We start from the raw sequence: 22,349 nt of genomic DNA on the forward strand, positions 1-22,349 counted from the left end.
GCACCCCATGGAACAGATCGAGCCCGCCCGTTCCGGGCACGTCGTGATCGGCGTCGATACCCACAAGCACATTCATGTCGCCGCGGTGATGGACTCGATCGGCGGGGTCCTGGCGACCCTCACGATCGCGACCGACACTGCGGGGTTCAAGCAGTTGCTCGAGTGGGCGTCGTCATTCGGGAAGATCATCGCGTTCGGAATCGAAGGCACCGGCTCCTATGGTGCCGGGCTGACCTCGTTCGTCCGCCGGAACGGACACAAGGTCGTCGAGGTCTCCCGGCCCGATCGGCGGCTGCGCCGGCTGAACGGGAAGTCCGACACGCTCGACGCGGAGAACGCCGCCAGGGCAGTACTTGCCGGGTTCGCGACTGCGGTCCCGAAGACCGCTGACGGGGTGGTGGAGATGATCCGGCAGCTGAAAGTCGCCCACGATACCGCGGTGAAAGACCGCACCGGGGCGATGGTGACGCTCAAGGCGCTGCTCGTCCACTCGGACGAAGAGCTACGGCGCGAGACGGCACGGAAAACGCAGAAGATGATCGCCCGTCACTGCGCCGCGCTCCGCCCACGCGGATTAGAGACGCCAGAGGACGCGAACCGGCACGCACTCCGATCGATCGCCAGACGCTGGATTGCCTTGAACGAGGAGATCAAAGACCTTGAAGCGCAGATCGAGCAACTCGTCGCCCAACGCGCCCCGCACCTGCTGGACGAGTTCGGCATCGGCGTCGATACCGCCGCAGAGATCCTCATCGTCGCCGGGGACAATCCTGAACGGATCCGCAGCGAAGCCGCATTCGCGAAGCTCGCCGGGATCAGCCCCGTGCCGGCAGGTTCCGGGATGACCAGCGGGAAGCACCGCATCAATCACGGCGGGCACCGTCAACTCAATGCCGCGATCTACAGAACCGTGATCGTCAGGATGAGATTCCACGAGCCAACAATCGCCTACGTCACCCGCCGCACAGCCGAGGGCAAAAGCAAACGCGACATCATCCGCTGCCTGAAACGCTACGTGATTCGAGAGGTCTACCACCTCGTCAAAACCGACCCAAGAACGGGCGAAATCGCGAGTTGACAACTATAGGAGCATCAACGCCCTGGCCGAGACCGTGAATGGCTACTACAAGGCCGAACTGATCCGCGGGCCCGCCCGCGAAGGGCGCCCGTGGAAGACCGTCGAGGACGTCGAGCTCGCCACCCTCAGCTGGGTCCACTGGCACAACCAGACCCGCCTGCACGGCTACCTGAATGACGTGCCGCCAACAGAGTTCGAGGAAACGTTCTACGCTACGAAGCGGACCGACCAGACCTTGGTCGGAATCCAATAGAACGAGTCTCCATCAGACCCAGGGCGATTCACAGGTTCGCTGCGACCCACACGAGCGGTGCCCACAACCATGACTGCCACCAAGATGTTCTCAGCGATCCACTAGGTGTTGCTGGGCTTTGATCAGCCATGGTATCTACCTTGCTTTCCGCCTCGACACGTTGGCCAGCTCGCACTCGAGGCATGCCGCACATTCGACACCGGAGAACTGAAAGCTGTACTGCGTGGCTACCAAGCCGGCTACAACGCCAGGGCCAGCGAACTCGGGGACTACGTCGTCCGCTGGATCGAAATCAAATACGGCATCAACGGGGCTGCCGAAGAGGAAGCCCGGATCATCCTGGCCGCGCTATAGACCCCATTGATTGCCAGCATCTCACTGTTAAGATCCAGTCACGCCTTGGTCGTTGCACTCAACTATCGGGAATCGCGCATCAACGACTTTCAGGATTTCTGCAGTGAGTTCGCCTTCAGCTTCGCTCATGTCGCCGTAGCGTACATGTGTGCCATCAAGAGTGGCAGGTATATTCAAGGCATCAAGGATTTGCCAAAACCTACGCATGTACGCTTCGGGAGTTATGGAGTTTTCGACGTCATCAGAGGGTATCTGTAAAGTGACGCGTTTGTATTGTTCCGCCATGGCGCATCCCTCTTTGTGCGGTGTCAATGGACTACGGAGTATCTCGAAGCATGGGGCCCGCATCGCTGCAATAATCCGAGACGGTGGCGATATTTCCATTTGGCGTCGATATTTTCCAGTTGCCTTTGTACTTCCCTGGCGCAGTCTTGAGGTAGTAGTTCCCTGTGCTGTACTGCGTGTCCTGCGGAAGGCCGTTCAACGTCAGGCTAATGGTGCCGGGGGTTGTCATGTATCCGGTCACGATGATTCTCTGATTGGTCGAGGGGCAGGTCAGGGAGCCGGACGCGGACTTGACGGCCGCAGTAGCGGGCGGTGCCCAGAAAAGTAGCGCGAGGATGGTGAATAGAGGAATAAGCGCTTTGCGAAGGGGTGTCATTCTTGTCTCTCCAAGGTGCGTAATGAGTCCCAGGCTGTGTTTGTTTGCGAGTGAGAGTAACCACCTGGTGGTTATCTGGATATTTCCAGTAAGTGAGCTGGATCTCAAGGCCTGACGGACAAGTCCGCCGGCGCAGCGCATGAGCAAAAGGGCCCAGCATGACCCCGAGGTCCCCGGCCAGCTCACCAGCCTCATCAACGTCACCGCCCGAGCCGTTCAGTCCGTTCGAGAACTGCACAGCTGCCCGTGAGGCTGGCGCGGCCCCGGTCCACGCCGATTCGCTTGGGTATGCGCCCCATCTGGATGGCATTGGTGATGGAGTCGGCTGCGAGTAGTGACCGCCCAGGAAGGGTCGCGATTCGATTCAAGCCCAACCCACCATCTAAATGATTCGCGATAAACGATCGATAGACGGGAGTCCCGGCACCGCAGCGATTCCCGCTTCAGCCCATCCCGTCATCCGCGAGTTCTCAGCCCGTGAAATTCCTGAATAACGGGTATCAGTCAGGTTGGCCGCATCAAAGGGTGCCTCTTGGAGTTTTTGGGAGTGACGCGTGGCTCCATTGTGGCGGTGTCAGTTTCAGAAGTCGACGGCACTGATATCAGAAGTGGCCTTCACGGATCGCCATGGTGACGTCGGAGGTGTTCCGTAGGGGGATCCTCATGCGGGTGCTCAACCGGGTCGATGGAGTGATCATCGCGATTCGGGTTGTGATCCGTAGACTCCTACTTATGGACCTTCTAGACCTGGGGCGGATCATTGTCGGGTTGGTGCTGCTGGTGCTGGGCGGGGAGGTACTGGTGCGAGGGGCCTCCGCCCTGGCTCGTCGAGCGGGGGTTTCCTCCCTGGTGGTCGGGCTCACCGTGGTCTCGGCGGCCACGTCGGCGCCCGAGCTTTCGGTGAGTATCGGTGCGGTCCTGCGCGACGAACCCGGACTGGCGGTGGGCAATGTGGTCGGCAGCAACATTGCTAACGTCTTGCTCATTCTCGGCCTCTCCGCTCTAGTTCTGCCGCTGGCCGCGACACAACGGTTGGTGCGCTTTGATCTCCCCCTGATGCTTTCTCTGTCCGCGGCGCTGCTGCTGGTCTGCCTCGACGGGGTGATCAGCGCGGTAGACGGGCTAATCCTGTTCGGTGCCGTGGTCGCTCACACCGTGCTGACCGTCACCATCGGCCGCAGAAGGACACAGTCCAAGGCCCCTGTTATGCAGCTGGCTGAGGGTTCCCCGGGTATCGGCACCTCCGCCCAGGCCCAGAAACTGCCTGTGGCCTCGAGCGGAAAGTCGATTCTGCTCGTGGTGTTCGGAGTTGCTCTCCTGGTAACCGGGGCCACGCTCCTCGTCGAGGGCGCGGTGAACACCGCCACCACGCTCGGGGTGAGCAGCCTAGTGGTCGGTTTAACCGTCGTGGCCATCGGCACATCTCTGCCTGAGCTGGCGACTTCCCTCATCGCCGTGCGCCGTGGCGAACGTGACTTGGCGATTGGCAACGTGGTCGGCAGCAACATCTTCAACATCGGAGTCGTGCTCGGGTTGCCAGCCATGATCTCCCTCGAGGGCATTCCCGTATCCAGCGCCGCCCTGGCCTTCGATATCCCGGTAATGTTGGCGGCCGCGATCGCCTTGCTGCCCGTAGCCTTCACCGGCTTCACGGTGGCGCGATGGGAAGGCGCCCTGTTCGTAGCCCTGTATCTGGTTTACCTCGGGTATCTCATCCTGGCTGCCACCGCACACGACGCACTGGAAGGATTTACCGCCGTGATGGCATGGTTTGTCCTCCCATTGATCACAGTGACGCTGATCGCCTTCACCGCATACGAAATCGGGCTGCGTAAGGGCCGACAAAGCAGCGGCACAACCCCCCGTCCGTCCTGACCACGAGCCGCTGACTAGATCAACCCGGGCCTGTCAATACCGCGCGCCCCCCCCCAGGCACCAGATAGTCGCCCCCCCCGATCAGTGCCAGACCCAGTGTCTAGTGGCCACCTGCATGGACACCCGGCCTGTAATTCAGATGACGTCACGAGGTGGCCTGAGTATTGGATCAGAGGAATCAACTCTGCAAGCCTCCCCAGCACACTGGCCGGCCATCACCTGCACCCCAACACCGTCATAGAGCGGCTGCGCGACCTGGGCGTCAACCCCTCAGCGCCCGCCACCGAGCCATCGGTGAGCTCGTCCTCGAATGCCCGCCCTCGCTCGTTGCCGAGGTCCTCGGCTACAGCACGCAGGTGGCTTTCCTCCACGCGAGCAAGGCTGCTGAGCCATGGGCCCGATGTGCCGGCCGATCCGTCAGGTCGCCCTGAGCGTCCCGAAAGACGATCATCCAGCGGACATGCCTGAGCCCATGGTCGGAGCCGCCACCACAGATGACCGCCATTTATCCCCGAAATTCACAGGCTTGTTGATTGCCTTTCGCTGGAGTTGGTCAGGCGCATCCGGACAGGGCGGCACCGAGGTAGGGCAGGTACACGATCGTGGCCAGTAGGACGAGCGTGGCCAGGTAGGAGGTGGTCGTGAGCGCGGCGAGCAATCCGGCCGGTCCGGTGTGCGGTTGCACGAGATGGCGGATCCGGTCGGGACCGAGGGCGTGCAAGGCTCCGTCGAGGGGTGCCTCATGCCCAGCGTGGTGGGCGTGCTCGCCGAGGGTGAGCAGGGCGCTGGCCAGGGCGGGGGTTCCGACGCGGCGGCGGGCGGCGTCGTCGGCGGCGATCTCGAGGTAGTGCCCGAGCGCGTCCTCGACGGCGGCCATTATTGGCAGCCAGCGCAGGGGCCGGCAGATGCTGGCCACGGTGGTGGTGATCAGGTGGTGGCGCTGATACAGGTGGGCATGTTCGTGGGCCAGGACTGCGGCGAGTTCATCGCGGGTCAGGGCTCGTAACGCCCCCTTGGAGATGAAGATTCCGCCGTGGCGCCGCGGGAGTGTCAGGGCGAACGGTCGGGAGTCGTCGATGATGAGCACGCTGTGACCGAGGATCTGTCGGGGCTCGGCCCAGACTCGCAGCCGGTGCGCGGTGCGCGTGGTCGCCCGGCGTTGCCGGTGGGCCTCGGCGCCGACCATGATGGCAAGGCCGGCAGCACCCAGTGCAGACAGGGCCAGCAACACCGCAGCGGGAATCCCGGTGTCGATGGTTGCGGTGGGGAACGGGTTGGCGGCGGCGAGGCAGCGCTGGCAGACGTCGGCGGCGCTGCCGGGTAAGAGCACCGGGCCGGAGGTGATCCACGCCAGCAGTGGCCCGAGGGCGAGGGCGGTGATGACCCAGCTGACAACGCTGCCGGTGAGTAGCGCCGCGGAGGTCCGGGGTGCGCGGACCAGTGCGGGAGCAGCCCGTCTGAGCACCCACGGGCCGGCCAGCGCCGAGACGGTCAGTGCGAGGACCAGCATTACGGTGAGACTCTCCGCGATCACCGCCCCCCTCCGTCCGCTCCATCCGTGCGCGCACGCAGGTAGTTGCGCAGCAGGTCGAGGTCGGTGGGAGGGATCGTGTCGATGAAGTGCAGCATGGACGCGGTACGGTCGCGGCTGGATTCCAGGGCGTGCCTCATCACGGAGGCGACATGCTCCTCCCTGGGGATCCTCGCCTCGTAGCGCGTGGAGTGGCCCTGCCGCAGGGCGGTGACCAGCTTCTTGCCGTCGAGGTTGCGGAGCACGGTGGCGATCGTGGTGTAGGCCGGGTCGTGAGACAGCCGGTTGATGATGTCCCTGATGGTGCCGGGACCGTGATCCCAGAGCGCGTCCATCACTTGTGCTTCCAGGGCACCCAGGCGGGGTGGTTCTGCTGCGAGTCCAGGCGTGGTCATCGGGCGGTCTCCATCCTCGGGGTAGGGACTGGGCAGGCGAACTGTCCGCGGAGTCGGCCCAGCAGGGCGATGCCGGTCAGCAGCAGGGCGCCGAGGGCGAGGTACGGCTGGATGGGGGCGAACCAGGTGATGGCCCCGGAGTAGCCCAGCGCTAGCAGGGCAAGCTTGTTGCACACCGGGCATCCCACGGCGAACCATGCCAGCAGGCCCCCGGCGACACCGAGCCGGCTCGTGCGCTGTTCCGCAGCATCACTGCCGTCCTCCACCCTAACGCGGCTCGTCGGGGCGGCCGCGCCGGCGGTGTCGACGCGCCCGCGCACGTAGGTGGCCACGAGCATCCCGGACAGTACGGAGGTGAGGACCCATACCGGGTAGTTCCACCACACCGGGGGGATCTCGCGGGTGAAGAACGTGTTGGGGATCAATACCGTCGCCAGCCCCAGCACCAGGCCGAACACCAGTGCCGCTGCTGTCGCGACCAGCACCTGGCGCCCCGTCCATGATCGGAGCGCCTGAACGGCCTCGGTGATGGACCGGGTCGCGAATGTCGGTTGGCGCGGTGCAGTCCTCATGGCTCCATCCTGCCCGAGGATGACTATGAATCATAGTCGACTATGTAAGATAGTCGATCGTGGCATCAAAGCGTCAGCGAGGAAAGGGCCCCGAGGCATGAACGCACAGAACGGTTCAACGAAGAAGAGAGCCTGGATGGTGCCCGCCGTCCTGGTGGCCGTCGCGGTCCTCCTGGTCGGGACAGTGATGATGTCCGCCCTGGGCGGTTCAGGCTCCGACGGCGCTGCTGCACCATCGACACCGGTGGAGTCGGCGCCGACACAGGTCGAGGGACCGCCGGATCTATCCGAGGCCGAACGCCACGACCCCGACGACCTGCTCGCAGCCGGCCCGGTGGAAGCGCCGGTGACGCTCGTGGTCTTCTCTGACTACCAGTGCCCGTTCTGTGCGCGCTGGAGCGAGGAGACCCTTCCGCTGATGATGGAGCACGTTCAGGCCGGTGACCTGCGCATCGAATGGCGGGACGTCAATGTGTTTGGTCCGGCCTCGGAGCGGGCCGCCCGCGCCTCCTATGCGGCCGCACTGCAGGGGGCGTTCTGGGAGTACCACGACGCCCTGTTCCAGGACGGGCAGAAGCGGTCCGAGGGGCAGCTGAGCGAGGAGGCGCTGACCGCCCTGGCCGAGGAACTCGGGTTGGATCCCGACCAGTTCGCCGAGGACATGGACTCGGCTCAGACGGCCGAGCAGATCGCCACCAATGAACAGCTGGGGCTGGGGCTGGGCGCCTACTCGACCCCGACGTTTGTGCTGGGAGGCCAACCCATCGTCGGCGCCCAGCCCTCGCAGGTGTTCCAGGACGCCTTCGACCAGGCCCTGACCGGATCGGAGTGAGTCCGTATGGATATTGGATTGCTCAGCGCCTTCCTGGGCGGGGTCCTGGCCCTGCTCAGCCCGTGCGCGGCCCTGTTGATGCCCGCGTTCTTCGCCTCCACCGTCGGGGCCGGGCCCCGGTTGCTCGCCCATGGGGCGGTCTTCTACGTCGGATTGTTGCTCGTGCTGGTGCCCCTGGGCGTGGGCGCGGGGGCCATTGGGACTCTTTTCGCCACGCACCGCGAGGTGATCGTGCTCAGTGCCTCGGTGCTGCTGGTGGTGCTGGGCGTAGTGCAGTTGCTCGGGTTCGGGTTCGACCCGGCCCGGCTGTTGCCCGGCGCGGCCCATCTGCAAGAGCGGGCGACCACGGCCACCGGATGGGCCAAGACGCTGCTGCTGGGCGCCGCCAGCGGGGTTGCTGGCTTCTGCGCCGGCCCGATCCTTGGCGCCGTGCTCACTCTGGCCGCCGCCCGAGGTGACATGGTCTCCGCCGGGACACTGCTGGCCGTCTACGGGGCCGGTATGGTCGCCCCGTTGCTGCTGATCGCCGCACTCTGGGGCCGCTTGGGGGCCCGGGGCCGGCGGGTGCTGCGTGGCCGGGCCTTCACGGTCTTCGGCCGCGAACTGCACAGCACCTCCATGCTCACCGGGTTCATCCTCATCGGAGTGGGCGTCGTCTTCTGGACCACCAACGGCCTGGTCACCGCCCCGGAGTTGCTGCCTTTGGAGGCCCAGGCCTGGTTGCAGGAGGGGTCGGCGGTCCTGGCCAATCCGGTCGTGGACATCCTTGCCATCCTGGTCCTGGTCTGCGCGGTGCTCATCGTGTGGGCGCGGCGACGACGGCGCGACCGCTCCACGGCAGGCACCCGCCCAGTGGGCGGATCATGATCCGTGGCCTCCGGGCCCTGGCTCTCATCATGGCCGTGGTTCTGGCCTTGACCGGGTGCGCTGGTGGGCTACCGGAGCCGGTGCGGGACCCGCATCCGGCCGAGGAGCCGCTGCCCGCGGTGGATACCCGTGCCCTGCGGCTGCCCACACCCTTCACGGGGTTGAGGGTGGTGGACCCCGGGTGGACCAGCGCCCCGCAATACGCTGACGGCATCTTCGTGGGGGTCGCAGAACAGGAGGCTCTGTGGCGGTTCTCCGCTGTCGATGTCCACGGTCAAGTGCGGTGGGTGGCCGAGCGCCCCGCTGAGGACACCGGGTTCGCGCTCACCGCCGACGCCGACGGGCGTTCACTGGCCGTGCTCACGGACGCCCACCAGGGATCCGGCACCGAGCCCGACACGGTCACCGCGACGGCCTACGTGTTGGCTACCGGGGAACACGTGTGGGGTCCCGTGGAGGTTCCCGGTCCCCAGGTGGGGCCCGGCCTCGTCTTCGCTCGACCATCCGAGGATCCGGCGGCGAGGGTGAGGTCGCGCACGGTCCTGGATTCAACCACCGGCCGCGCCGTGCCCTCGATATCCGACTCCTCCGACCGGGTCGTCGGCGAATACCACGGGACGGTGCTCGTCAGCGGAGACCACACCCTCACCGCACTGGACATCGCCGATGACCAAGAACTCTGGAGCATCCCGTTGGCCGAGCACGGTGAGGTCATCGCCGCCGTGGACTCCTCCGGGACTGCAGCCGCCGCGAACGGGCTGGTCCTGCTGGAGACCGAGCACTCCCGGGGTTTGCTCATTGATCTGCGCAACGGCGCCATCCTCAGCGACACGGCCCGCGACGCCGCCGCGGACCCTGGTACGGGCGCCGTCGTCATTCTGGACGAGGCCGGCCTGCATGCGACCCGGGACGGTCAGCAATTGTGGTCATTCACCGTCGCCAGCGACACTCGTCTCGCCGCGCTTGGCGGGGCCCTGGTTTACCTGCGGGACGACGAAGCAGTCCGGGTGCACAACGTCATCACCGGCGAGGTCGCCGACGCCTACGACCCCACCGGGACCGGCACCATCCTCGTCCCGGCGCACCTCACCGCAGAGGGGGCCGCGCTGTTTGTGGGCAAGGGGTCACGTCACCTCATCGTCACCCTCGTCCCTGAACCGGGCGCCTCTGGTTGAAAGTGACCGGGGGCACCCTGCCCGCCGATAGGCATCTTTTCACCGGGTACACCACGGGTTCTTCGGCGACTGAGGCCCTACCGGACACAGCCGGTAGGGCCTCAGCCGCGGGCGGCATGGGTGCTGGGGGGCGTCAGCGCCCGAACAGGCGGGCCAGGAGGCCGGGGCGCCGGGTGCTGGTCGGCGCTTCGGTGCGGTCGTGGCCAGGGCACCAGTTCCCGGCCGGGACGGTGCGCCTGACCTGGTCGATGTGCTGGCCGCAGCCGGCCCAGGTGGTCTTGCCGCAGACGCGGCAGGTGACGGATCGGCACATGGTCGGTTCCTTTCGAAGCGGGCGCTCCTGCCCGGCGGAAGGCACGGGGTCGGGCGGGGAGGATCGGTGACCCAGATGAAGACGGTGGGCCCGGCCGCGGGGGCGATGAAGGGGGGCGTGCCCCCGCGGTCGGGGGTCTAGGGGTGAGGGTCTGGAAGGGATGGGTAGAACCTTCCGGACCTCGGCTCAGCGGGCTTGCAGGGCGGTGGGGACCTGGTCGAAGAAGGAGGTCAGGGATGGAACCGCCTCGACGCGGTTCCACGGCATGCGGGACAGTATCGAGGCCATCGCGCAGGAGTCAGAGGCGGCGGAGTAGGCCAGGCCGGCGCCGATCGCCCCTGCCACCAGGCCCAGGCGGCGGTGCACCAGCTGGCCGGCCAGGGTGCCGGCCAGCACCAGGGTGCCGGCAGTCAGGCGGACCTGGCGGTCCATGGCCCACCGGTTGCCCCGGCGCACGACGTCGTCTCCGCCGGCCGCCTCGTAGGCGGCGACACCGCCCTCGAGCACCTCTGCGGATTCGAAACCGACGGCCTGCAGCTTCTGCCGGGCCTGGCCGGCGCGGGTGCCGGACTGGCACACCAGCACGACGTGTCCGGCCAGACGCTCTGCGAGGTCATCGGTGTGCTCGGTGAGCAGGTCCAGCGGCACGTTGTAGGAGCCGCGGATGTGCACGGTCTCGAACTCGCCCGGGGTGCGAACGTCGACGACCATCAGGTCCTGGTCCTGGTTCAGTCTTTGGCGCAGCTCGTCCGGGGTGACCGAACGGGTCTTAGGTGCGGTGGCGGTTACGGTCATCGGGCGGCTCCTGAGGTTTCGTTCTGCACTGTGGTGGTGTTCTGGGCGGTGTCCTGTCCGGTGTTCCAGGCGGACCAGGCGGCGTAGCTGCCCTCAAGCTCGACGACGTCGTAACCGGTCCGGCGCAGGGCGGCGGCGGCCACGGCGTTGCGCACCCCGGACTGGCAGTAGGTCACCAACGGGCCAGCGTCCTTCGCGGGCAGCTCGTCCTGGTAGAAGAGCACCTTGCCGGCGTTGAGCTGTCGGGAGCCGGGAACATGGCCCTCGGAGTGCTCGGTGCGGTTGCGCACGTCCACCAGCACGGCGGAGTCATGCTCAGCCAGGAAGGCGTCCAGTTCGGCCGGGGCGACGGTCTGCGGGATGGATGCCGGCAGGCCTTCCAGGGTCGGGGTGTAGCCGACCAGACCATCCACGCCCACGCGCACGAAGTGGTCGCCGTACTCGGCGGCGGCCTGCGCATCCTCGGCCAGCACGACCAGGCCGGCGTCATCGGCCTCCGGGTCGTACGCCCAACCGATGTGGGTGGCGGCCTTACCCAGCGACGGGACGCTCAAGGCTCCGGGCACGGTGCCGGCGTGCACTTGATCCACCGGGCGGGTATCCACGAGGGCCAAGGTGCCATCGGACAGGCCTCGGGCCAGTTCGTCGGCGGTGAAGGAGCGCGGGGCCGAGCGCTCACCGAGCAGGGCCGGGCCGACCTTGTTCTGCCGCTTCATCCGGGCGAAGTAGGCATGCGCGTCCGGCTGGCCCTCGAGCAGTTCGTCGATGAAGCCCTGCTCGTCGTTGTTGGCCAGGTAGGTGGCCCACCAGGCGAACTTGCGCTCATAGCCCACCGTGGTGGACGGCAGGGCGCCCAGGGCCTTGCCGCACGCCGAGCCAGCCCCGTGGCCGGGGTAGACCTGCACGTGGTCCGGCAGGGTCAGGAAGGCCTCCTTCAGGGAGGCGAACAGGTCCTTGGCCCCGGCGAAGCGGGTGTCCTGGGCCCCGGCGGCCTCGTCCAGCAGATCCGGGCGACCCACGTCACCGGAGAACACGAAGTCCCCGGTCAGGTAGTAGCCGGGCTCGTCGGTGAAGGCCCCATCGGTGACCAGGTAAGACAGGTGCTCGGGGGTGTGGCCGGGGGTGTGGCGGGCGCTGACGGTGATGTTGCCCAGAGCGATGGTGTCGCCCTCACGCAGCAGCTCGGCGTCAAAGCCATATGCCCAGTCCTCCCCGCCCTCGCCGGAAACGTAGAGGGTGGCGCCGGTGGCCGCGGCGAGTTCGCGGGTGCCGGAGAGGAAGTCGGCGTGGATGTGGGTCTCGGCCACGACGGTAATCCGCATGCCGTGGTGGGCGGCCAGCTCCAGGTACTGCCGGATGTCGCGGCGGGGGTCGACGACGAGGGCCTCGCCGGTGGCCTGGCAGCCGATCAGGTAGCTGGCCTGGGCCAGGTCCTCGTCGTAGATGCGCTCGAGAAGCATGATTCCTCCTGCGGGTCGGGAGCGAAAGTTCGGGTTCCGGCGTTCCGGATACCCCCTACCGTATTGCATACCCCCCTGGGTATGCAAGTGGGGGCGTGCGGTCGAACGCGCGTCTTAGCGGGCGTGCCCCGTTCGCCAGGGATTTGCTGGTGACCGGGAGTTCACCCGGGAGGAGCCGGTGGGTAGGGTGGCCGATACCTGACGGTACGAGGCGGTAGCGGTGCTGAAGCTGTCCCGACCCCGTAATTGCGATCTCCGTCAAGTCCTACCCAAGCGAAGGGCGATGATCGAGTGAAAGGACGGCCATGGCGGATCAGCACACGCCCCTTGAGATGTCCGACCCGGTGCGCGCAGTCACTCCGGAGGGCACCCAGGTCGGCCTGGACCGGAAGATCAAGCAGCGCGTGGAGTCCTACGCCGAGGCGTCCGCCGGGGAAATCTCCGTGCGCATCGACGAACTGGAACGCGAATGGGACATCGAGCGAGTGCTGGAGCTCAATGCCTCGTCCCTGGCCTTCGTGGGCACCGTGCTCGGCGCTACCGTCAGCCGGAAGTGGCTGCTGCTGCCTGGTGTTGTCTTACCGTTCCTTTTCCAGCATGCCATCCAGGGGTGGTGCCCGCCTGTGTTCCTTTTCCGCCGCCTGAGGGTACGCACCCGTAAGGAGATCGAGCTGGAAAAGTATGCCCTCAAAGCCCTCCGCGGGGACTTCGTGGCGTCCACCAAAGAAGTGAACCCCGAGGATGCCCTGCGCGGGGCGACGCGTTGAGCGCGGCCATGCGCAGGGGAGTGAAGAAGCGATGGAGTTGTTGAGGGGCCCACTGGTAAGGGAACAATGGCCACAGGGGCCGCGATGCTGGGAGGTCTGGATGTCTGCTGCTGAGACGAGTGCAGGCCGGGGTGCAGCACCCGAGGCGCGCCGGGGATCCGGGACCACCCTGGACCGGCGCACGGTGGCCTCGGGGTTCCTGTTCGGATGTGGGATCGCGGCGTCGATGATCGACCTGTTCATCTTTCACCTGGGCCTGCAGTGGCATCACTTCTACGATCTGTCCACCACGCAGGTGGCGTTGACCGCAGATGGGTTCTTCCACGCCTTCGGGTGGTTCATCACCATCTGGGGACTGTTTCTGCTGGCCGACGTTCGACGTCGGACCGAGGTGGTCTGGAAGCGTTGGACAGGGGCAGTGATTGCCGGGGTCGGGTTCTTTCAGCTCTTCGATGGGGTAGTCGATCACAAGGTGCTGCGAATCCACCAGGTCCGCTACGGAGTGGACCTGCTGCCCTATGACATCGCGTGGATCGGCTCGGCGGTGTTGTTGTTGATGATCGGGGTTCTCATCCTTTGGCGCACCCGGCCGACCGGCGTCACGGACTGAGTGTCTTGTGAGGGATCACGACCACAGTAGCGGGCACAGTGGCGCCGGTCATGGCCCGGTCCTGGGGACCGAGGCCTGGGGGTGGGCGCTCTTTGATGCTGTGGTCGTCCTCGCCCTGGTGACAGCCGCGGTTGGTTATGCGGCCTGCCTGTGGGCGGCCCGGGGCCGCAGCCCGTGGCCGGTGCGCCGGACCGTGGCCTGGTACGCCGGTCTGGTCTGCGCCGGGGCCAGGCTCCTCGGCCCGGTCGCCGCGGCCGCTCACACCAGTTTCACTGCCCACATGCTGGGGCATCTGTTGCTTGGGATGCTAGCCCCGTTGCTGCTGGTCCTGGGCGCGCCTGTCACCCTGATCTTGCGGGCTGTGCCGGTGGCCCGGGCCCGGTCACTGACTCGGCTGCTGCGCAGCCGCTACGTCCGGATCATCACCCACCCGATGGTCGCGGCCGTGCTCAATGCCGGTGGGCTGTGGGTGCTCTACAGCACCGAGCTGTATCAACTGATGCATACCTCGGCACTGATCCACGGGCTGGTGCACGCCCACATCTTCCTAGCTGGTTACCTCTTCACCGCCTCCCTGGTGGGGGTGGACCCGGACCCGCACCGGGCCTCGGTTCCCGTGCGCTCAGCGGTGCTGATCGCCTTCATCGCCGCTCACCCGATCCTGGCCAAATGGCTCTACGCCCATCCGCCGGCCGGAGTCGAGGTCACGGACGGCCAGGCAGGGGCGCAACTGATGTACTACGGCGGGGATGCCGTCGACGTGGTGTTGATCGTGCTGCTCTTCGCCGGGTGGTACTCAGCCACCCGACCCAAATCCGTAGCGGACTCTCCATCCGGACCCCAGAGCACTCGAGATCTCCAGGTAGACAGAGAACACTGAACGAAGCGGAGGAATGAGCATGTCATCACGATTCAGCGGCATCCTGCAGGCGGCTGGCACCGGTGCGGCGGCCGGCCTGGCCGGAGGGGTAGTGATGGTGGTGGGTGAGAAGATCGAACAGGCCATCACCCACCGACCGAACTCCTACGTGCCAGCCCGGGCACTCTTGACCCTGGTCGGGCAGCACCCCGGCGACACGGACCGGCCGGTGGTGTGGAACCATTTGATGCACTATTCCACCGCCGCCACCCTCGGTGCCCTGCGCGGAATCTGGGCGGTCACCGGGATCCGCGGGGCCCATGCCAATGCCTGGCATACCGTCGTGAGACTGGGCTTCGACCAGACCATCGAGAACGCCACCGGGGTCGGTGCCCCGCCGACCACCTGGCCGGTGCGTGAGCAGGTGGTCGACGTCCTGCACAAAGCCGTGTTCTCCGTGGCCACCGGCATGATCGCCGACCGCGCCCTGGCCCCGGTGCTCACCTCCACCCGAGGGCGCACCAGCCACTAGTTCTCCCAGCCCAGCCCGGTGCGGTCAACAAGGACTAGACACCGGCGCAACAGCCCGTCGCACAGGACCGGCTCGCAGCGGCCAAGGCCGCACCCGATGACGCCATCACCGGGCCCGGCTTACGGATGCAGATAGGACCACCCCTCACTCTGGCGGATTACCAGATGGGCCATCCCGGAGGGCACGACAGTGGCCTGAGGGTGAATCCGATCTGGCGTAAGGCCGCGGGCGGTAAGAGTGTTCTGGCAAACGCGCACCTGTAGGCCGGCCTCCAACAGGCCGGGCAACAGCTCGCCGACCGGCTCGGTGGCCACGGCGATGCCGGGACCGTGGGCCACCAGCTCAACCTGCAGATCGGGGCCCAGCGCCGTATAGAGGTTGGTGACGTTCTGCAATACAGCTTGAATCTTCGTCGGATCGGCGTCGTTGAGATGTACGACGGTGCGATGCATGAGCACTCCTTCGCTACGGGCATGAGGCTGCGGCCAGGTGGGGGCCCGCCTGATCTCACCTTAGGCGTCTCGATATACCTCCTGTGGACCTCGAGGGGCAGCGACCCGTCCGCAAAGGCGGCGGCAGGGGTCTCAGTGACTGGCGCGGCTCAGGCCGAGAAGGACCAGCGTGGCGGCGATGACCAACAGAGCGGCCAGGGCGTTGACACCGGGGTAGCCGATCAAGCCCATGGCCGGCCCGGCGGCCGCAGCCCCGACGGCCCCGGCCAGGGACATGGTGGCGTCGGAGAAGCCCTGGGCCGGGACCCGCTGGGCCGGGGCCAGGGAGGACACCAACAGGGTGGAGCCGGCCACGGTGACTGCGGACCAACCCAGCCCCAGCAGGACCAGTCCGGCGGTGACCGCCCCCATGTGCCCCGGCGCCAGTCCGGTCAGGGCGACGGCGGTGATGAGGGTGCCCATGCCGGTCAGCACGGTGGGGGTGGGACCGAGGCGGTCGGTGAGCCATCCCATCACCGGGGACAGGGCGTACATGCCGGCGATGTGCAGGGAGATGGTGAACCCGATCAGCGCGATGGTGTCCAGGTGCCCGGCCGTGGCCCCGGCCTGGTGCTGCATGTGCAGCGGGGTCATCGACATCACCGCGACCATTACCGCGTGGGCGGCGATCACGGCGGTCACCGCGGCGGCCGCGGTGGGATGGGCACGCAGGATCTGCCAGCCGGCCCGCCAGGGGTTCCTGCTGGCGGTGGGCCCCGAGCGCGCGGGGGCGCCCCCGTCCAGGGTCCGGGAGGTCAGCAGCGGATCCGGACGCAAAAACACCGCGATGATGCCCGCACCCAGGACCATGCCGGCCGCGGAGATCACGAACGGGCCGGCCTGGGCGGGGATGCCCAGCCAACCGGCCAGGACGGCTCCGGGGCCGACCATGTTCGGCCCGGCTACCGCCCCGATGGTGATCGCCCAGACCACCAGGGACAAATCCCGGCCGCGGCGAGCCGGGACGGCCAGATCGGTGACCGCGAAGCGGGCCTGCAGGTTGACCGCCGATCCGAGACCGACGAGGAAGGCTCCGCCCAGCAACAGGGGAAACCCGGAAGTGAGGACGGCGGCGACCATCAGCCCGGCCCCGATGATGGCCGCACTCAGCCCCGTGGTCAGGGCCGCTCGGCGTCCGCGCGCCAGGGCCAATTGCGATAGCGGGATCGCGGTGGCGGCGGTGCCCAGGGTCAGGGCGGTGTTCACCGATCCGGCCCAGGCCTCGGAGCCGGCCAGGTCCACGGCCAGGATCGAGCCCAGGGCCAGGGTCGAGCCGTTGCCCAGTCCGGAGAAGACCTGCGCGATCGACAGGGTGCGCACGGTCCGGGATTGGACGGCGTGCAGATCCGGGACGGTGGTGGTCATGGGTGAGGGCTCCTGAGATGGCGGGTGGCGGTGGGCAGGGAAAGTCCGGGGGTGTGGTCGCGGCCCCGCATGCGCACTGCCACCACGGTGCCGGAGGCCGCGGTCAGGGCGGCGACGACGGTGACCGCGGTGGGGATACCGAAGGCGTCGGCGACCAGGCCGGCGATCACGGCGCCGGCGGCGAAGCCCCCGTCACGCCAGAGCCGGTAGATGCCCACCGACCGGGCCCGCCAGGCCGGGTGGGCGACGTCGCCGATGGCGGCCAGCAGGGTGGGGTAGACCATCGCCGTTCCCGCCCCGAGCAGCACCATGGCCACCAGCCAGGCCCCGAATCCGGAGCCGGCAGCGATCAGGGCCAGGGCCAGGGCCTGGGTGAGCATCCCGGCCACGATGAACCCCTTGCGGCCCCACCGGTCCGACAGGGCACCGGTGGCCAACTGTCCGGCACCCCACACGGCCGGATAGACCGCGGCGAGGATTCCGATCTGGCCCAGGGACAGCCCGGCCGCGGCGAACAGCACCGGGAACAGCCCCCAGGCCAGCCCGTCGTTGAGATTGTTGACCATCCCCGCCTGGCTGACCGAGGACAGGGATCGGTCGCGGAAGCTGGTCAGGGTGAAGACCTGGGCGCTGCTCAGGCCCGCGTGGGCTTCGGGACGGGTGCCGAGGTGACCGGCGGCCTCCAGGCGGGCGTGGTCCCGGGTCTCACGCACGGTGAGCACGGACAGTCCCAGCCCGAGTCCGATGTAGGCCGCGCCGAGCAGGAACGGGGCCGGACGCAACCCGTACTCGGCGGCCAGATAGCCGGTGGCCATGGCCGTGGCGGCGACCCCGAGGTAGCCGGCGGCCTCGTTCAGGCCCATGGCTGCCCCGCGGCGATGCGGGCCGACCAGGTCCATCTTCATCACCACGGTCGTCGACCAGGTCAACCCCTGGCTGATGCCCAGCAACACGTTGGCGGCCACGATCCAGTCCCAGGACGGCCCGTAGATCAGCAGCACCGGCACCGGCAGGGCGATCAGCCAACCGGCCACCAGCACCGGCTTGCGCCCGTAGCGGTCACTGAGCGTGCCGGCCAGGTAGTTGGTGGCGGCCTTGGCCACCCCGAAGGCCAGGATGTAGGTCAGCGAACTGGTGTACAGATCCAGGCCGAACACGTCGGTGGCCAGTAGCGGCAGCACCGTACGCTCTTGTCCGAGCGTCCCGCCGACCAGGGCATTGACGGCCACCAACAGGGTGAACTGGGCCAGGTTCTGCCGCAGACCCAGCACGGGCCGGGGGTCCGGGCGGCGCCCCGTAGCGCTAGGAGTCCTCACGCAGCCGTACTCTCCCTCTCGTGGGCAGTGATGGTCCGGTCGGTGTCGGTCAGGCCTGCTCGGTCCGGTCGGACTGGGCGGCCGCCTGGGCATGGACCTGGACCATGTCCAGGTCCTTCACGGCGGTGATGACCTGTTCGAGGGCAGGCGCAGGCAAGGCGCCGGGCTGGGAGAAGACCAGCACGCCCTCGCGGAAGGCCATCAGGGTGGGGATGGAGCTGATGCCCGCAGCGCCAGCCAGGGCCTGCTCGGCCTCGGTGTCGACCTTGGCGAAGACCACGTCGGGGTGCTGGGCCGAGGCGGCCTCGTAGGTGGGGGCGAACCGGCGGCAGGGCCCGCACCAGCCCGCCCAGAAGTCCACGAGCACAATGTCATTTTCCTGGATGGTGCCGGCGAAGTCCTGGTCGGTGACGTCGATGGTGGCCATGGGGGTCTCCTTGTCAGTGATGATCGGTCGTCTGCGGTCGGTGTAGACCGACGGGAACAGGAAGGGGTGGAGGACGCTCAGGTGGGGTTGGTGGTGCCGGCGGTGCGGATCGGGCAGCTGGGCACGGCGAACCAGCACACGGCGGCGGCCACGGCCGCCAGGGCGGCGACCGCCCCGACGATCATTCCGGTGGCCCCGGGCAACTCCTGGACCAGGACGAAGACGCCCATGATGAGCACGAACACCCCGAAGCCCTTACGCAGGGCGGCCTCCGGGATCCGCCCGGCCAGCCGGGCCCCGAGCACCGATCCGGCGATCGCGGCGGCGGTCACAGCCCCGACCAGCACCCAGTCCAGGGACACGGTGGTCAGGTACCCGGCCAGTCCGGCGAAGGACTTCATCGCGATCACTACTAGGGAGGTGCCCACTGCCACGGGCATGGACAACCCGCCCAGCAGGGCCAGGGCGGGCACGATGAGGAAGCCACCACCGGCGCCGACCAGGCCGGTGACCAAACCGACGACCAGGCCCTCGGCCAGGACCTTGAGGATCGGCAGTTCGCCCTCGTGGGTCGTCGCGGCCTTGTTCTTGCGGCCACGGATCATGGCCACCGAGGTGGCCACCATCATCAGGGCGAATGCGATCATCAGGACGGTACCGGGGATGTATCCGCCCAGCAGGCCGCCACCGAAGGCCCCGGCCATGCCGGCGGCACCGAAGATCAGCCCAGTGCGCCACTTGACCCGCTGGTTGCGGGCGTGGGTGATGGCGCTGAAGGCGGAGGTGACTCCGACGACGAACAGGGACGCGGCGATCGCCTCCTTGGGATCCAGACCGGCGACGTAGGTCAGGATCGGCACGGTCAGGATCGATCCGCCGCCGCCGAGCAGGCCCAGGGAGAGCCCGATCAACACCGAGAGCAGCAGGGTCAGAAGAAGGGTGAGCGTCATGGCAGCGTCCTTGTCAGTCGGCGGTCAGCAGTCATCGGTCGGAGGCCGGGCTCAGTGGGCCGGCAGTCCGGCGCCCTGCCAGGCGACCATCCCGCCGGTCATGGTGTCGGCGGTGTAGCCGGCCTGATTGAGCGCCTCGGCCACCCGGGCGCTGCGGTTGCCGCTGCGGCACACCACGATCACCGGGCGGGACCGGTCCAGCTCCTGCAGCCGGGAACCGAGCTGGTCCATGGGAATGTGCAGGGCGCCGGGGATCATCCCCTCGGCTACCTCGAAATCCTCGCGCACATCCAGAATCTGGTCCTGGGCTCGGCGCTCATCGGCCTGGGCAACGGTGATCTCGGACATGACTACTCCTCAACGTATCGGGGACATCAAAGGGGACGGATCCGTGGCGCTTAGGCCAAAGCCGGGCTGTCCAGCAGGTATCCGGTCACAGGCAGAGCCTGTCTCGACTCAGTATGCACGATACCCCCAGGGGTATGCAAGACACCCCCTGGGGTATAGAATGGATGGCACGCCCCGACCTCAGGAGACCACGTGCAACTGGACGCCACCGAGATGACCCCCGTACTCAACCGCCTCAGGCGCGCCCAAGGCCAGCTCACCGCCGTGGTGCGCATGCTCGAGGAGGGCCGGGACTGCAAGGACGTCGTCACCCAGCTCTCGGCGGTGTCCAAGGCCCTGGATCGCGCCGGCTTCGCCATCATCGCCAGCGGGCTCGAGCAGTGCCTGGCCAACCCGGAAGAGAACCTGGACAAGAAGGACCTGGAGAAGCTCTTCCTTTCCCTGGCCTGACCGGCCCTGTCTCGGGCAGGCTGAGAACACCCCTCATCGTTCACGAAGGAGCTCAGAATGGCCTATACCCACTCGATCACCGTCCCCCTGACCTACGAGCAGGCCGTGGAACGCACCCGTCAGGCCCTGGCCGAGCAGGGCTTCGGCGTCCTCACCGAGGCCGACATCACCGCCACGTTTACCGCCAAGCTCGGCCCCGAGGCCGCCGCAGACCTCGGCGACTACGTGATCCTCGGAGCCTGCAACCCGACACTGGCCAGCCGCGCCCTGGCGGCCGAACCCCAGCTCGGCGCCCTGCTGCCCTGCAACGTCGTGGTCCGCCGCGGGTCCGATGACCAGCACACCCTCATCGAGGCCATCGACCCGCAGACCATGGTCCGCCTCAGCGACAGCCCCCAGGTCCGCGAGGTCGCCGACGACGCCGACACCCGCCTGCGCGCCGCCCTGGCCAGCCTCGGCCGCACAGGCCCCGCACGCCCGGACTCCGACCCGGTCCACTGAACCTGACGGGCGCCCCTACGCCCGTCGCCTTACCGCCAGTGCCCGGATGCCGCGCAGGCGGCGGTGTGGACCCGGCCATTGCCTGGCACCACGACGCGTCCTGGACTGGACACGTCCGTCCGCAGCACACCAGGTCGCTGGACACTCCTGCGGGACGGGCATACCCGGTGGTGAACCTGCCTGCAGAGAACGCTTGAAGTGCGGGTGCTCACACAGCGGCGTGCACCGCCATCCACATGAAACAACTCAGGCCGACATGGGACTGACCGAGGGATCGTCCGCTAATGGCAACCGTGGCCTCACCTAGGAAATTAGTGCAGGCCACTCCTGACGTCCGTGTCGCCGGCTTCTGAAATCGACAAAGGGCCCCAGATCGGTCACTGAGCAGGATCCCGTAAAGGGAACCCCCACCGGACACACCGCTTGTGACCTGGGCACGCTCAAGCACGCCTCGGGGGGCGTCCCGTAGCCCCCGTCCGGTGATTTGTCCGGTGACGGGGCGCCGTACGGCACGCGCCCCGCTCGGTGAGGTTGTGGACGATGTTGACCCGGTGGCGCAGATCCCGACCGAGCCGCTCGAGCTTCCACACCAGCAGCGTGTCCCCGGAGCGTGCCCTCACGCAATCTCAGACCTTGGGCAAAGGCCACGATGCGTGTCTTATTAATGGACAGCTTTCCAAGACACCGGATCTGCCTCCCGGCGTGCGCCATCGAAGACCGGGATCCTGGCCCCCGCGGTGTCTCGATAAGTCGTCTCAACGCGTAGTGTCTCGAAATCCCACCGAGACCCCCTTTGTGAGGCAAGATGGGTTTGTGAGACAACTCGGCTACACGCGCGTGAGCACCGCCGGCCAGGACGCCCAACTCCAGGTCGATGCACTCCTCGCCGCAGGGGTCCAGAAACGAGACATCTTCGCCGAAGTCACCTCCGGGAGCAGGAACGCGGTGGACCGGCCTGGCATGCGCAAGCTGCTCGACTACGCCGAGCCCGGGGACACCGTCGTGGTCTGGCGCGTGGACCGGCTCGGTCGGTCCCTCATTGACGTCCTCAACACCGTCAATCTGCTGCGCGACCGGGACGTGCAGGTGAAGTCCATCGCCGACGGCATCGATCCCTCGACGTCCACGGGCCGGCTGATGCTGAACATGCTCGCCACCCTCGCCGAGTACGAACGCGAACTGATCGTCGAACGCGTCAATGCCGGTATCGCCGCCGCCCGCGCCGGGGGCACTCGGTTCGGCCGCCCGCCCCTCGACCCGACCGACATCGCCGACAAACTTGCCATCGTCAACGCCGCCCGCGCCAAGGGCCGCACCGCCGCCGACGCCGCCCGGCTCGTGGGCTGGAGCCGGGCCACCCTCTATCGGCACCAGCAACAACTGTCCGGGAACCAGGAAGCCCCCAACACATAAGGGCCCCCGGCGGCCGCGCCCAACGGATGTCAGTACGCCTGAGTTCGGCACCCCGCGGCCCCGGCCCGGAAAGGGCTTCGGACGTTCGCCGTCTCGGGGCGCCTTGCCTGGGTCCACAGATGGCGACGCTTCTGGACAGTCCGTACCGTCATTTAGCTT

General features: G+C 67.4%; 29 protein-coding genes and 1 pseudogene. 15 read left to right on the forward strand and 15 right to left on the reverse strand.

What is annotated here, in order from left to right:
• Nucleotides 1-7 precede the first annotated feature (7 nt).
• From ACFFIO_RS17015 to ACFFIO_RS17025, 3 genes and pseudogenes are all read left to right on the forward strand, one after another.
• Nucleotides 8-1,078 (forward strand): IS110 family RNA-guided transposase, encoded by a 1,071-nt coding sequence (locus ACFFIO_RS17015; protein WP_159555556.1) that lies wholly within the window; start codon nucleotides 8-10, stop codon nucleotides 1,076-1,078.
• Between the two features lie 16 nt (nucleotides 1,079-1,094).
• A pseudogene (locus tag ACFFIO_RS17020) lies at nucleotides 1,095-1,331 on the forward strand (integrase core domain-containing protein); the annotation flags it as partial.
• A 105-nt stretch (nucleotides 1,332-1,436) separates the two neighbouring features.
• Nucleotides 1,437-1,685 carry a hypothetical protein gene (locus ACFFIO_RS17025; RefSeq protein WP_188807193.1) on the forward strand — a complete coding sequence of 83 codons (249 nt, stop codon included), beginning with the start codon at nucleotides 1,437-1,439 and terminating at the stop codon, nucleotides 1,683-1,685.
• Between the two features lie 27 nt (nucleotides 1,686-1,712).
• On the opposite strand, the gene ACFFIO_RS17030 is transcribed toward ACFFIO_RS17025, so the two are convergent.
• Together ACFFIO_RS17030 and ACFFIO_RS17035 are read right to left on the reverse strand one after the other, a co-directional pair.
• Entirely contained in the window at nucleotides 1,713-1,970 is a 258-nt protein-coding gene (locus ACFFIO_RS17030; protein WP_159554332.1) for a hypothetical protein, read from the reverse strand.
• Nucleotides 1,971-2,001: 31 nt separating this feature from the next.
• On the reverse strand, nucleotides 2,002-2,346 hold the full coding sequence (locus ACFFIO_RS17035) for a hypothetical protein (protein WP_159554334.1): 345 nt from the start codon (nucleotides 2,344-2,346) through the stop codon (nucleotides 2,002-2,004).
• A 158-nt stretch (nucleotides 2,347-2,504) separates the two neighbouring features.
• On the opposite strand from ACFFIO_RS17035, the gene ACFFIO_RS17040 reads away from it, so the two are divergent.
• Nucleotides 2,505-2,681: an excalibur calcium-binding domain-containing protein gene (locus ACFFIO_RS17040; RefSeq protein ID WP_159554336.1), complete on the forward strand. Its 177-nt coding sequence runs from the start codon at nucleotides 2,505-2,507 to the stop codon at nucleotides 2,679-2,681.
• A 397-nt stretch (nucleotides 2,682-3,078) separates the two neighbouring features.
• A complete protein-coding gene (locus tag ACFFIO_RS17045; protein ID WP_159554338.1) occupies nucleotides 3,079-4,221 on the forward strand; it encodes a calcium/sodium antiporter in 1,143 nt (380 codons plus the stop codon).
• A gap of 553 nt (nucleotides 4,222-4,774) precedes the next feature.
• Here the strand turns inward: ACFFIO_RS17045 and ACFFIO_RS17050 are convergent.
• From ACFFIO_RS17050 to ACFFIO_RS17060, 3 genes are read right to left on the reverse strand one after another with little or no spacing between them, the layout of a single operon-like run.
• Entirely contained in the window at nucleotides 4,775-5,755 is a 981-nt protein-coding gene (locus ACFFIO_RS17050) for a M56 family metallopeptidase (RefSeq protein ID WP_159554340.1), read from the reverse strand.
• Entirely contained in the window at nucleotides 5,752-6,147 is a 396-nt protein-coding gene (locus tag ACFFIO_RS17055) for a BlaI/MecI/CopY family transcriptional regulator (protein WP_115931386.1), read from the reverse strand. The genes ACFFIO_RS17050 and ACFFIO_RS17055 overlap by 4 nt, the downstream gene beginning before the upstream one ends.
• The gene (locus ACFFIO_RS17060) at nucleotides 6,144-6,719 is read right to left on the reverse strand and encodes a hypothetical protein (RefSeq protein ID WP_159554342.1); all 576 of its coding nucleotides are present in this window, start codon (nucleotides 6,717-6,719) and stop codon (nucleotides 6,144-6,146) included. The genes ACFFIO_RS17055 and ACFFIO_RS17060 overlap by 4 nt, the downstream gene beginning before the upstream one ends.
• A 97-nt stretch (nucleotides 6,720-6,816) precedes the next feature.
• On the opposite strand from ACFFIO_RS17060, the gene ACFFIO_RS17065 reads away from it, so the two are divergent.
• The 3 genes from ACFFIO_RS17065 to ACFFIO_RS17075 are packed head-to-tail and all read left to right on the forward strand — an operon-like array spanning nucleotide 6,817 to nucleotide 9,593.
• Entirely contained in the window at nucleotides 6,817-7,551 is a 735-nt protein-coding gene (locus ACFFIO_RS17065) for a DsbA family protein (protein ID WP_159554344.1), read from the forward strand.
• A 6-nt stretch (nucleotides 7,552-7,557) separates the two neighbouring features.
• Complete coding sequence (locus ACFFIO_RS17070) at nucleotides 7,558-8,418, forward strand: cytochrome c biogenesis CcdA family protein (protein WP_159554346.1); 861 nt, start codon at nucleotides 7,558-7,560, stop codon at nucleotides 8,416-8,418.
• 29 nt (nucleotides 8,419-8,447) lie between these two features.
• A complete protein-coding gene (locus ACFFIO_RS17075; protein WP_344322250.1) occupies nucleotides 8,448-9,593 on the forward strand; it encodes an outer membrane protein assembly factor BamB family protein in 1,146 nt (381 codons plus the stop codon).
• Nucleotides 9,594-9,726: 133 nt separating this feature from the next.
• Here ACFFIO_RS17075 and ACFFIO_RS17080 read toward each other — a convergent pair whose 3' ends face one another.
• The 3 genes from ACFFIO_RS17080 to ACFFIO_RS17090 form a co-directional block, all read right to left on the reverse strand.
• Nucleotides 9,727-9,906: a DUF8730 family Cys-rich protein gene (locus tag ACFFIO_RS17080; protein WP_159554350.1), complete on the reverse strand. Its 180-nt coding sequence runs from the start codon at nucleotides 9,904-9,906 to the stop codon at nucleotides 9,727-9,729.
• 186 nt (nucleotides 9,907-10,092) lie between these two features.
• Nucleotides 10,093-10,701 carry a rhodanese-like domain-containing protein gene (locus ACFFIO_RS17085; RefSeq protein WP_159554352.1) on the reverse strand — a complete coding sequence of 203 codons (609 nt, stop codon included), beginning with the start codon at nucleotides 10,699-10,701 and terminating at the stop codon, nucleotides 10,093-10,095.
• Nucleotides 10,698-12,161, reverse strand: coding sequence for an MBL fold metallo-hydrolase (locus ACFFIO_RS17090; protein ID WP_159554354.1), 1,464 nt, complete (start codon nucleotides 12,159-12,161; stop codon nucleotides 10,698-10,700). The genes ACFFIO_RS17085 and ACFFIO_RS17090 overlap by 4 nt, the downstream gene beginning before the upstream one ends.
• Before the next feature lie 305 nt (nucleotides 12,162-12,466).
• On the opposite strand from ACFFIO_RS17090, the gene ACFFIO_RS17095 reads away from it, so the two are divergent.
• The 4 genes from ACFFIO_RS17095 (at nucleotide 12,467) to ACFFIO_RS17110 (ending at nucleotide 14,929) form a co-directional block, all read left to right on the forward strand.
• The gene (locus tag ACFFIO_RS17095; RefSeq protein WP_159554356.1) at nucleotides 12,467-12,928 is read left to right on the forward strand and encodes a hypothetical protein; all 462 of its coding nucleotides are present in this window, start codon (nucleotides 12,467-12,469) and stop codon (nucleotides 12,926-12,928) included.
• 100 nt (nucleotides 12,929-13,028) lie between these two features.
• Nucleotides 13,029-13,538, forward strand: a complete 510-nt coding sequence (locus ACFFIO_RS17100) for a DUF2243 domain-containing protein (protein WP_159554358.1) — start codon at nucleotides 13,029-13,031, stop codon at nucleotides 13,536-13,538.
• A gap of 118 nt (nucleotides 13,539-13,656) precedes the next feature.
• On the forward strand, nucleotides 13,657-14,418 hold the full coding sequence (locus tag ACFFIO_RS17105) for a cytochrome c oxidase assembly protein (protein WP_229672834.1): 762 nt from the start codon (nucleotides 13,657-13,659) through the stop codon (nucleotides 14,416-14,418).
• A 19-nt stretch (nucleotides 14,419-14,437) separates the two neighbouring features.
• Complete coding sequence (locus ACFFIO_RS17110) at nucleotides 14,438-14,929, forward strand: hypothetical protein (protein WP_229672833.1); 492 nt, start codon at nucleotides 14,438-14,440, stop codon at nucleotides 14,927-14,929.
• A 119-nt stretch (nucleotides 14,930-15,048) separates the two neighbouring features.
• Here ACFFIO_RS17110 and ACFFIO_RS17115 read toward each other — a convergent pair whose 3' ends face one another.
• From ACFFIO_RS17115 to ACFFIO_RS17140, 6 genes are all read right to left on the reverse strand, one after another.
• Nucleotides 15,049-15,381, reverse strand: coding sequence for a DsrE family protein (locus tag ACFFIO_RS17115; protein ID WP_159554364.1), 333 nt, complete (start codon nucleotides 15,379-15,381; stop codon nucleotides 15,049-15,051).
• Between the two features lie 132 nt (nucleotides 15,382-15,513).
• Nucleotides 15,514-16,785: an MFS transporter gene (locus tag ACFFIO_RS17120; RefSeq protein ID WP_159554366.1), complete on the reverse strand. Its 1,272-nt coding sequence runs from the start codon at nucleotides 16,783-16,785 to the stop codon at nucleotides 15,514-15,516.
• The gene (locus tag ACFFIO_RS17125) at nucleotides 16,782-18,101 is read right to left on the reverse strand and encodes an MFS transporter (protein ID WP_229672832.1); all 1,320 of its coding nucleotides are present in this window, start codon (nucleotides 18,099-18,101) and stop codon (nucleotides 16,782-16,784) included. The genes ACFFIO_RS17120 and ACFFIO_RS17125 overlap by 4 nt, the downstream gene beginning before the upstream one ends.
• A gap of 49 nt (nucleotides 18,102-18,150) precedes the next feature.
• Nucleotides 18,151-18,528 (reverse strand): thioredoxin, encoded by a 378-nt coding sequence (trxA, locus tag ACFFIO_RS17130; protein ID WP_159554370.1) that lies wholly within the window; start codon nucleotides 18,526-18,528, stop codon nucleotides 18,151-18,153.
• Nucleotides 18,529-18,605: 77 nt separating this feature from the next.
• Complete coding sequence (locus ACFFIO_RS17135) at nucleotides 18,606-19,478, reverse strand: sulfite exporter TauE/SafE family protein (protein ID WP_159554372.1); 873 nt, start codon at nucleotides 19,476-19,478, stop codon at nucleotides 18,606-18,608.
• A 51-nt stretch (nucleotides 19,479-19,529) separates the two neighbouring features.
• Complete coding sequence (locus ACFFIO_RS17140) at nucleotides 19,530-19,826, reverse strand: rhodanese-like domain-containing protein (RefSeq protein WP_159554374.1); 297 nt, start codon at nucleotides 19,824-19,826, stop codon at nucleotides 19,530-19,532.
• Between the two features lie 192 nt (nucleotides 19,827-20,018).
• Between ACFFIO_RS17140 and ACFFIO_RS17145 the strand changes: the two genes are divergently transcribed.
• Nucleotides 20,019-20,276: a metal-sensitive transcriptional regulator gene (locus ACFFIO_RS17145; RefSeq protein WP_101589005.1), complete on the forward strand. Its 258-nt coding sequence runs from the start codon at nucleotides 20,019-20,021 to the stop codon at nucleotides 20,274-20,276.
• 57 nt (nucleotides 20,277-20,333) lie between these two features.
• Nucleotides 20,334-20,777 (forward strand): DUF302 domain-containing protein, encoded by a 444-nt coding sequence (locus ACFFIO_RS17150; RefSeq protein ID WP_159554375.1) that lies wholly within the window; start codon nucleotides 20,334-20,336, stop codon nucleotides 20,775-20,777.
• Nucleotides 20,778-21,217: 440 nt separating this feature from the next.
• On the opposite strand, the gene ACFFIO_RS17375 is transcribed toward ACFFIO_RS17150, so the two are convergent.
• Nucleotides 21,218-21,397 carry a recombinase family protein gene (locus tag ACFFIO_RS17375; protein WP_159554377.1) on the reverse strand — a complete coding sequence of 60 codons (180 nt, stop codon included), beginning with the start codon at nucleotides 21,395-21,397 and terminating at the stop codon, nucleotides 21,218-21,220.
• 193 nt (nucleotides 21,398-21,590) lie between these two features.
• Between ACFFIO_RS17375 and ACFFIO_RS17160 the strand changes: the two genes are divergently transcribed.
• Entirely contained in the window at nucleotides 21,591-22,190 is a 600-nt protein-coding gene (locus ACFFIO_RS17160; protein ID WP_159554379.1) for a recombinase family protein, read from the forward strand.
• The last annotated feature ends 159 nt before the right edge of the window (nucleotides 22,191-22,349 follow it).

Origin of the sequence: Citricoccus parietis (assembly GCF_042433045.1) — a bacterium.
Lineage (GTDB): Bacteria > Actinomycetota > Actinomycetes > Actinomycetales > Micrococcaceae > Citricoccus > Citricoccus parietis.

Bases quoted from the DNA above. Each gene is read 5' to 3' on its own strand.
- ACFFIO_RS17070 (WP_159554346.1), top strand. From the start codon at position 7,558: ATGGATATTGGATTGCTCAGCGCCTTCCTGGGCGGGGTCCTGGCCCTG.
- ACFFIO_RS17150 (WP_159554375.1), top strand. From the start codon at position 20,334: ATGGCCTATACCCACTCGATCACCGTCCCCCTGACCTACGAGCAGGCC.
- ACFFIO_RS17115 (WP_159554364.1), bottom strand. From the start codon at position 15,381: ATGCATCGCACCGTCGTACATCTCAACGACGCCGATCCGACGAAGATT.
- ACFFIO_RS17135 (WP_159554372.1), bottom strand. From the start codon at position 19,478: ATGACGCTCACCCTTCTTCTGACCCTGCTGCTCTCGGTGTTGATCGGG.
- ACFFIO_RS17055 (WP_115931386.1), bottom strand. From the start codon at position 6,147: ATGACCACGCCTGGACTCGCAGCAGAACCACCCCGCCTGGGTGCCCTG.
- ACFFIO_RS17045 (WP_159554338.1), top strand. From the start codon at position 3,079: ATGGACCTTCTAGACCTGGGGCGGATCATTGTCGGGTTGGTGCTGCTG.
- ACFFIO_RS17035 (WP_159554334.1), bottom strand. From the start codon at position 2,346: ATGACACCCCTTCGCAAAGCGCTTATTCCTCTATTCACCATCCTCGCG.
- ACFFIO_RS17015 (WP_159555556.1), top strand. From the start codon at position 8: ATGGAACAGATCGAGCCCGCCCGTTCCGGGCACGTCGTGATCGGCGTC.
- ACFFIO_RS17075 (WP_344322250.1), top strand. From the start codon at position 8,448: ATGGCCGTGGTTCTGGCCTTGACCGGGTGCGCTGGTGGGCTACCGGAG.
- ACFFIO_RS17090 (WP_159554354.1), bottom strand. From the start codon at position 12,161: ATGCTTCTCGAGCGCATCTACGACGAGGACCTGGCCCAGGCCAGCTAC.
- ACFFIO_RS17110 (WP_229672833.1), top strand. From the start codon at position 14,438: ATGTCATCACGATTCAGCGGCATCCTGCAGGCGGCTGGCACCGGTGCG.
- trxA (WP_159554370.1), bottom strand. From the start codon at position 18,528: ATGGCCACCATCGACGTCACCGACCAGGACTTCGCCGGCACCATCCAG.
- ACFFIO_RS17100 (WP_159554358.1), top strand. From the start codon at position 13,029: ATGTCTGCTGCTGAGACGAGTGCAGGCCGGGGTGCAGCACCCGAGGCG.
- ACFFIO_RS17085 (WP_159554352.1), bottom strand. From the start codon at position 10,701: ATGACCGTAACCGCCACCGCACCTAAGACCCGTTCGGTCACCCCGGAC.
- ACFFIO_RS17060 (WP_159554342.1), bottom strand. From the start codon at position 6,719: ATGAGGACTGCACCGCGCCAACCGACATTCGCGACCCGGTCCATCACC.
- ACFFIO_RS17030 (WP_159554332.1), bottom strand. From the start codon at position 1,970: ATGGCGGAACAATACAAACGCGTCACTTTACAGATACCCTCTGATGAC.
- ACFFIO_RS17095 (WP_159554356.1), top strand. From the start codon at position 12,467: ATGGCGGATCAGCACACGCCCCTTGAGATGTCCGACCCGGTGCGCGCA.
- ACFFIO_RS17120 (WP_159554366.1), bottom strand. From the start codon at position 16,785: ATGACCACCACCGTCCCGGATCTGCACGCCGTCCAATCCCGGACCGTG.
- ACFFIO_RS17140 (WP_159554374.1), bottom strand. From the start codon at position 19,826: ATGTCCGAGATCACCGTTGCCCAGGCCGATGAGCGCCGAGCCCAGGAC.
- ACFFIO_RS17080 (WP_159554350.1), bottom strand. From the start codon at position 9,906: ATGTGCCGATCCGTCACCTGCCGCGTCTGCGGCAAGACCACCTGGGCC.
- ACFFIO_RS17065 (WP_159554344.1), top strand. From the start codon at position 6,817: ATGAACGCACAGAACGGTTCAACGAAGAAGAGAGCCTGGATGGTGCCC.
- ACFFIO_RS17040 (WP_159554336.1), top strand. From the start codon at position 2,505: ATGACCCCGAGGTCCCCGGCCAGCTCACCAGCCTCATCAACGTCACCG.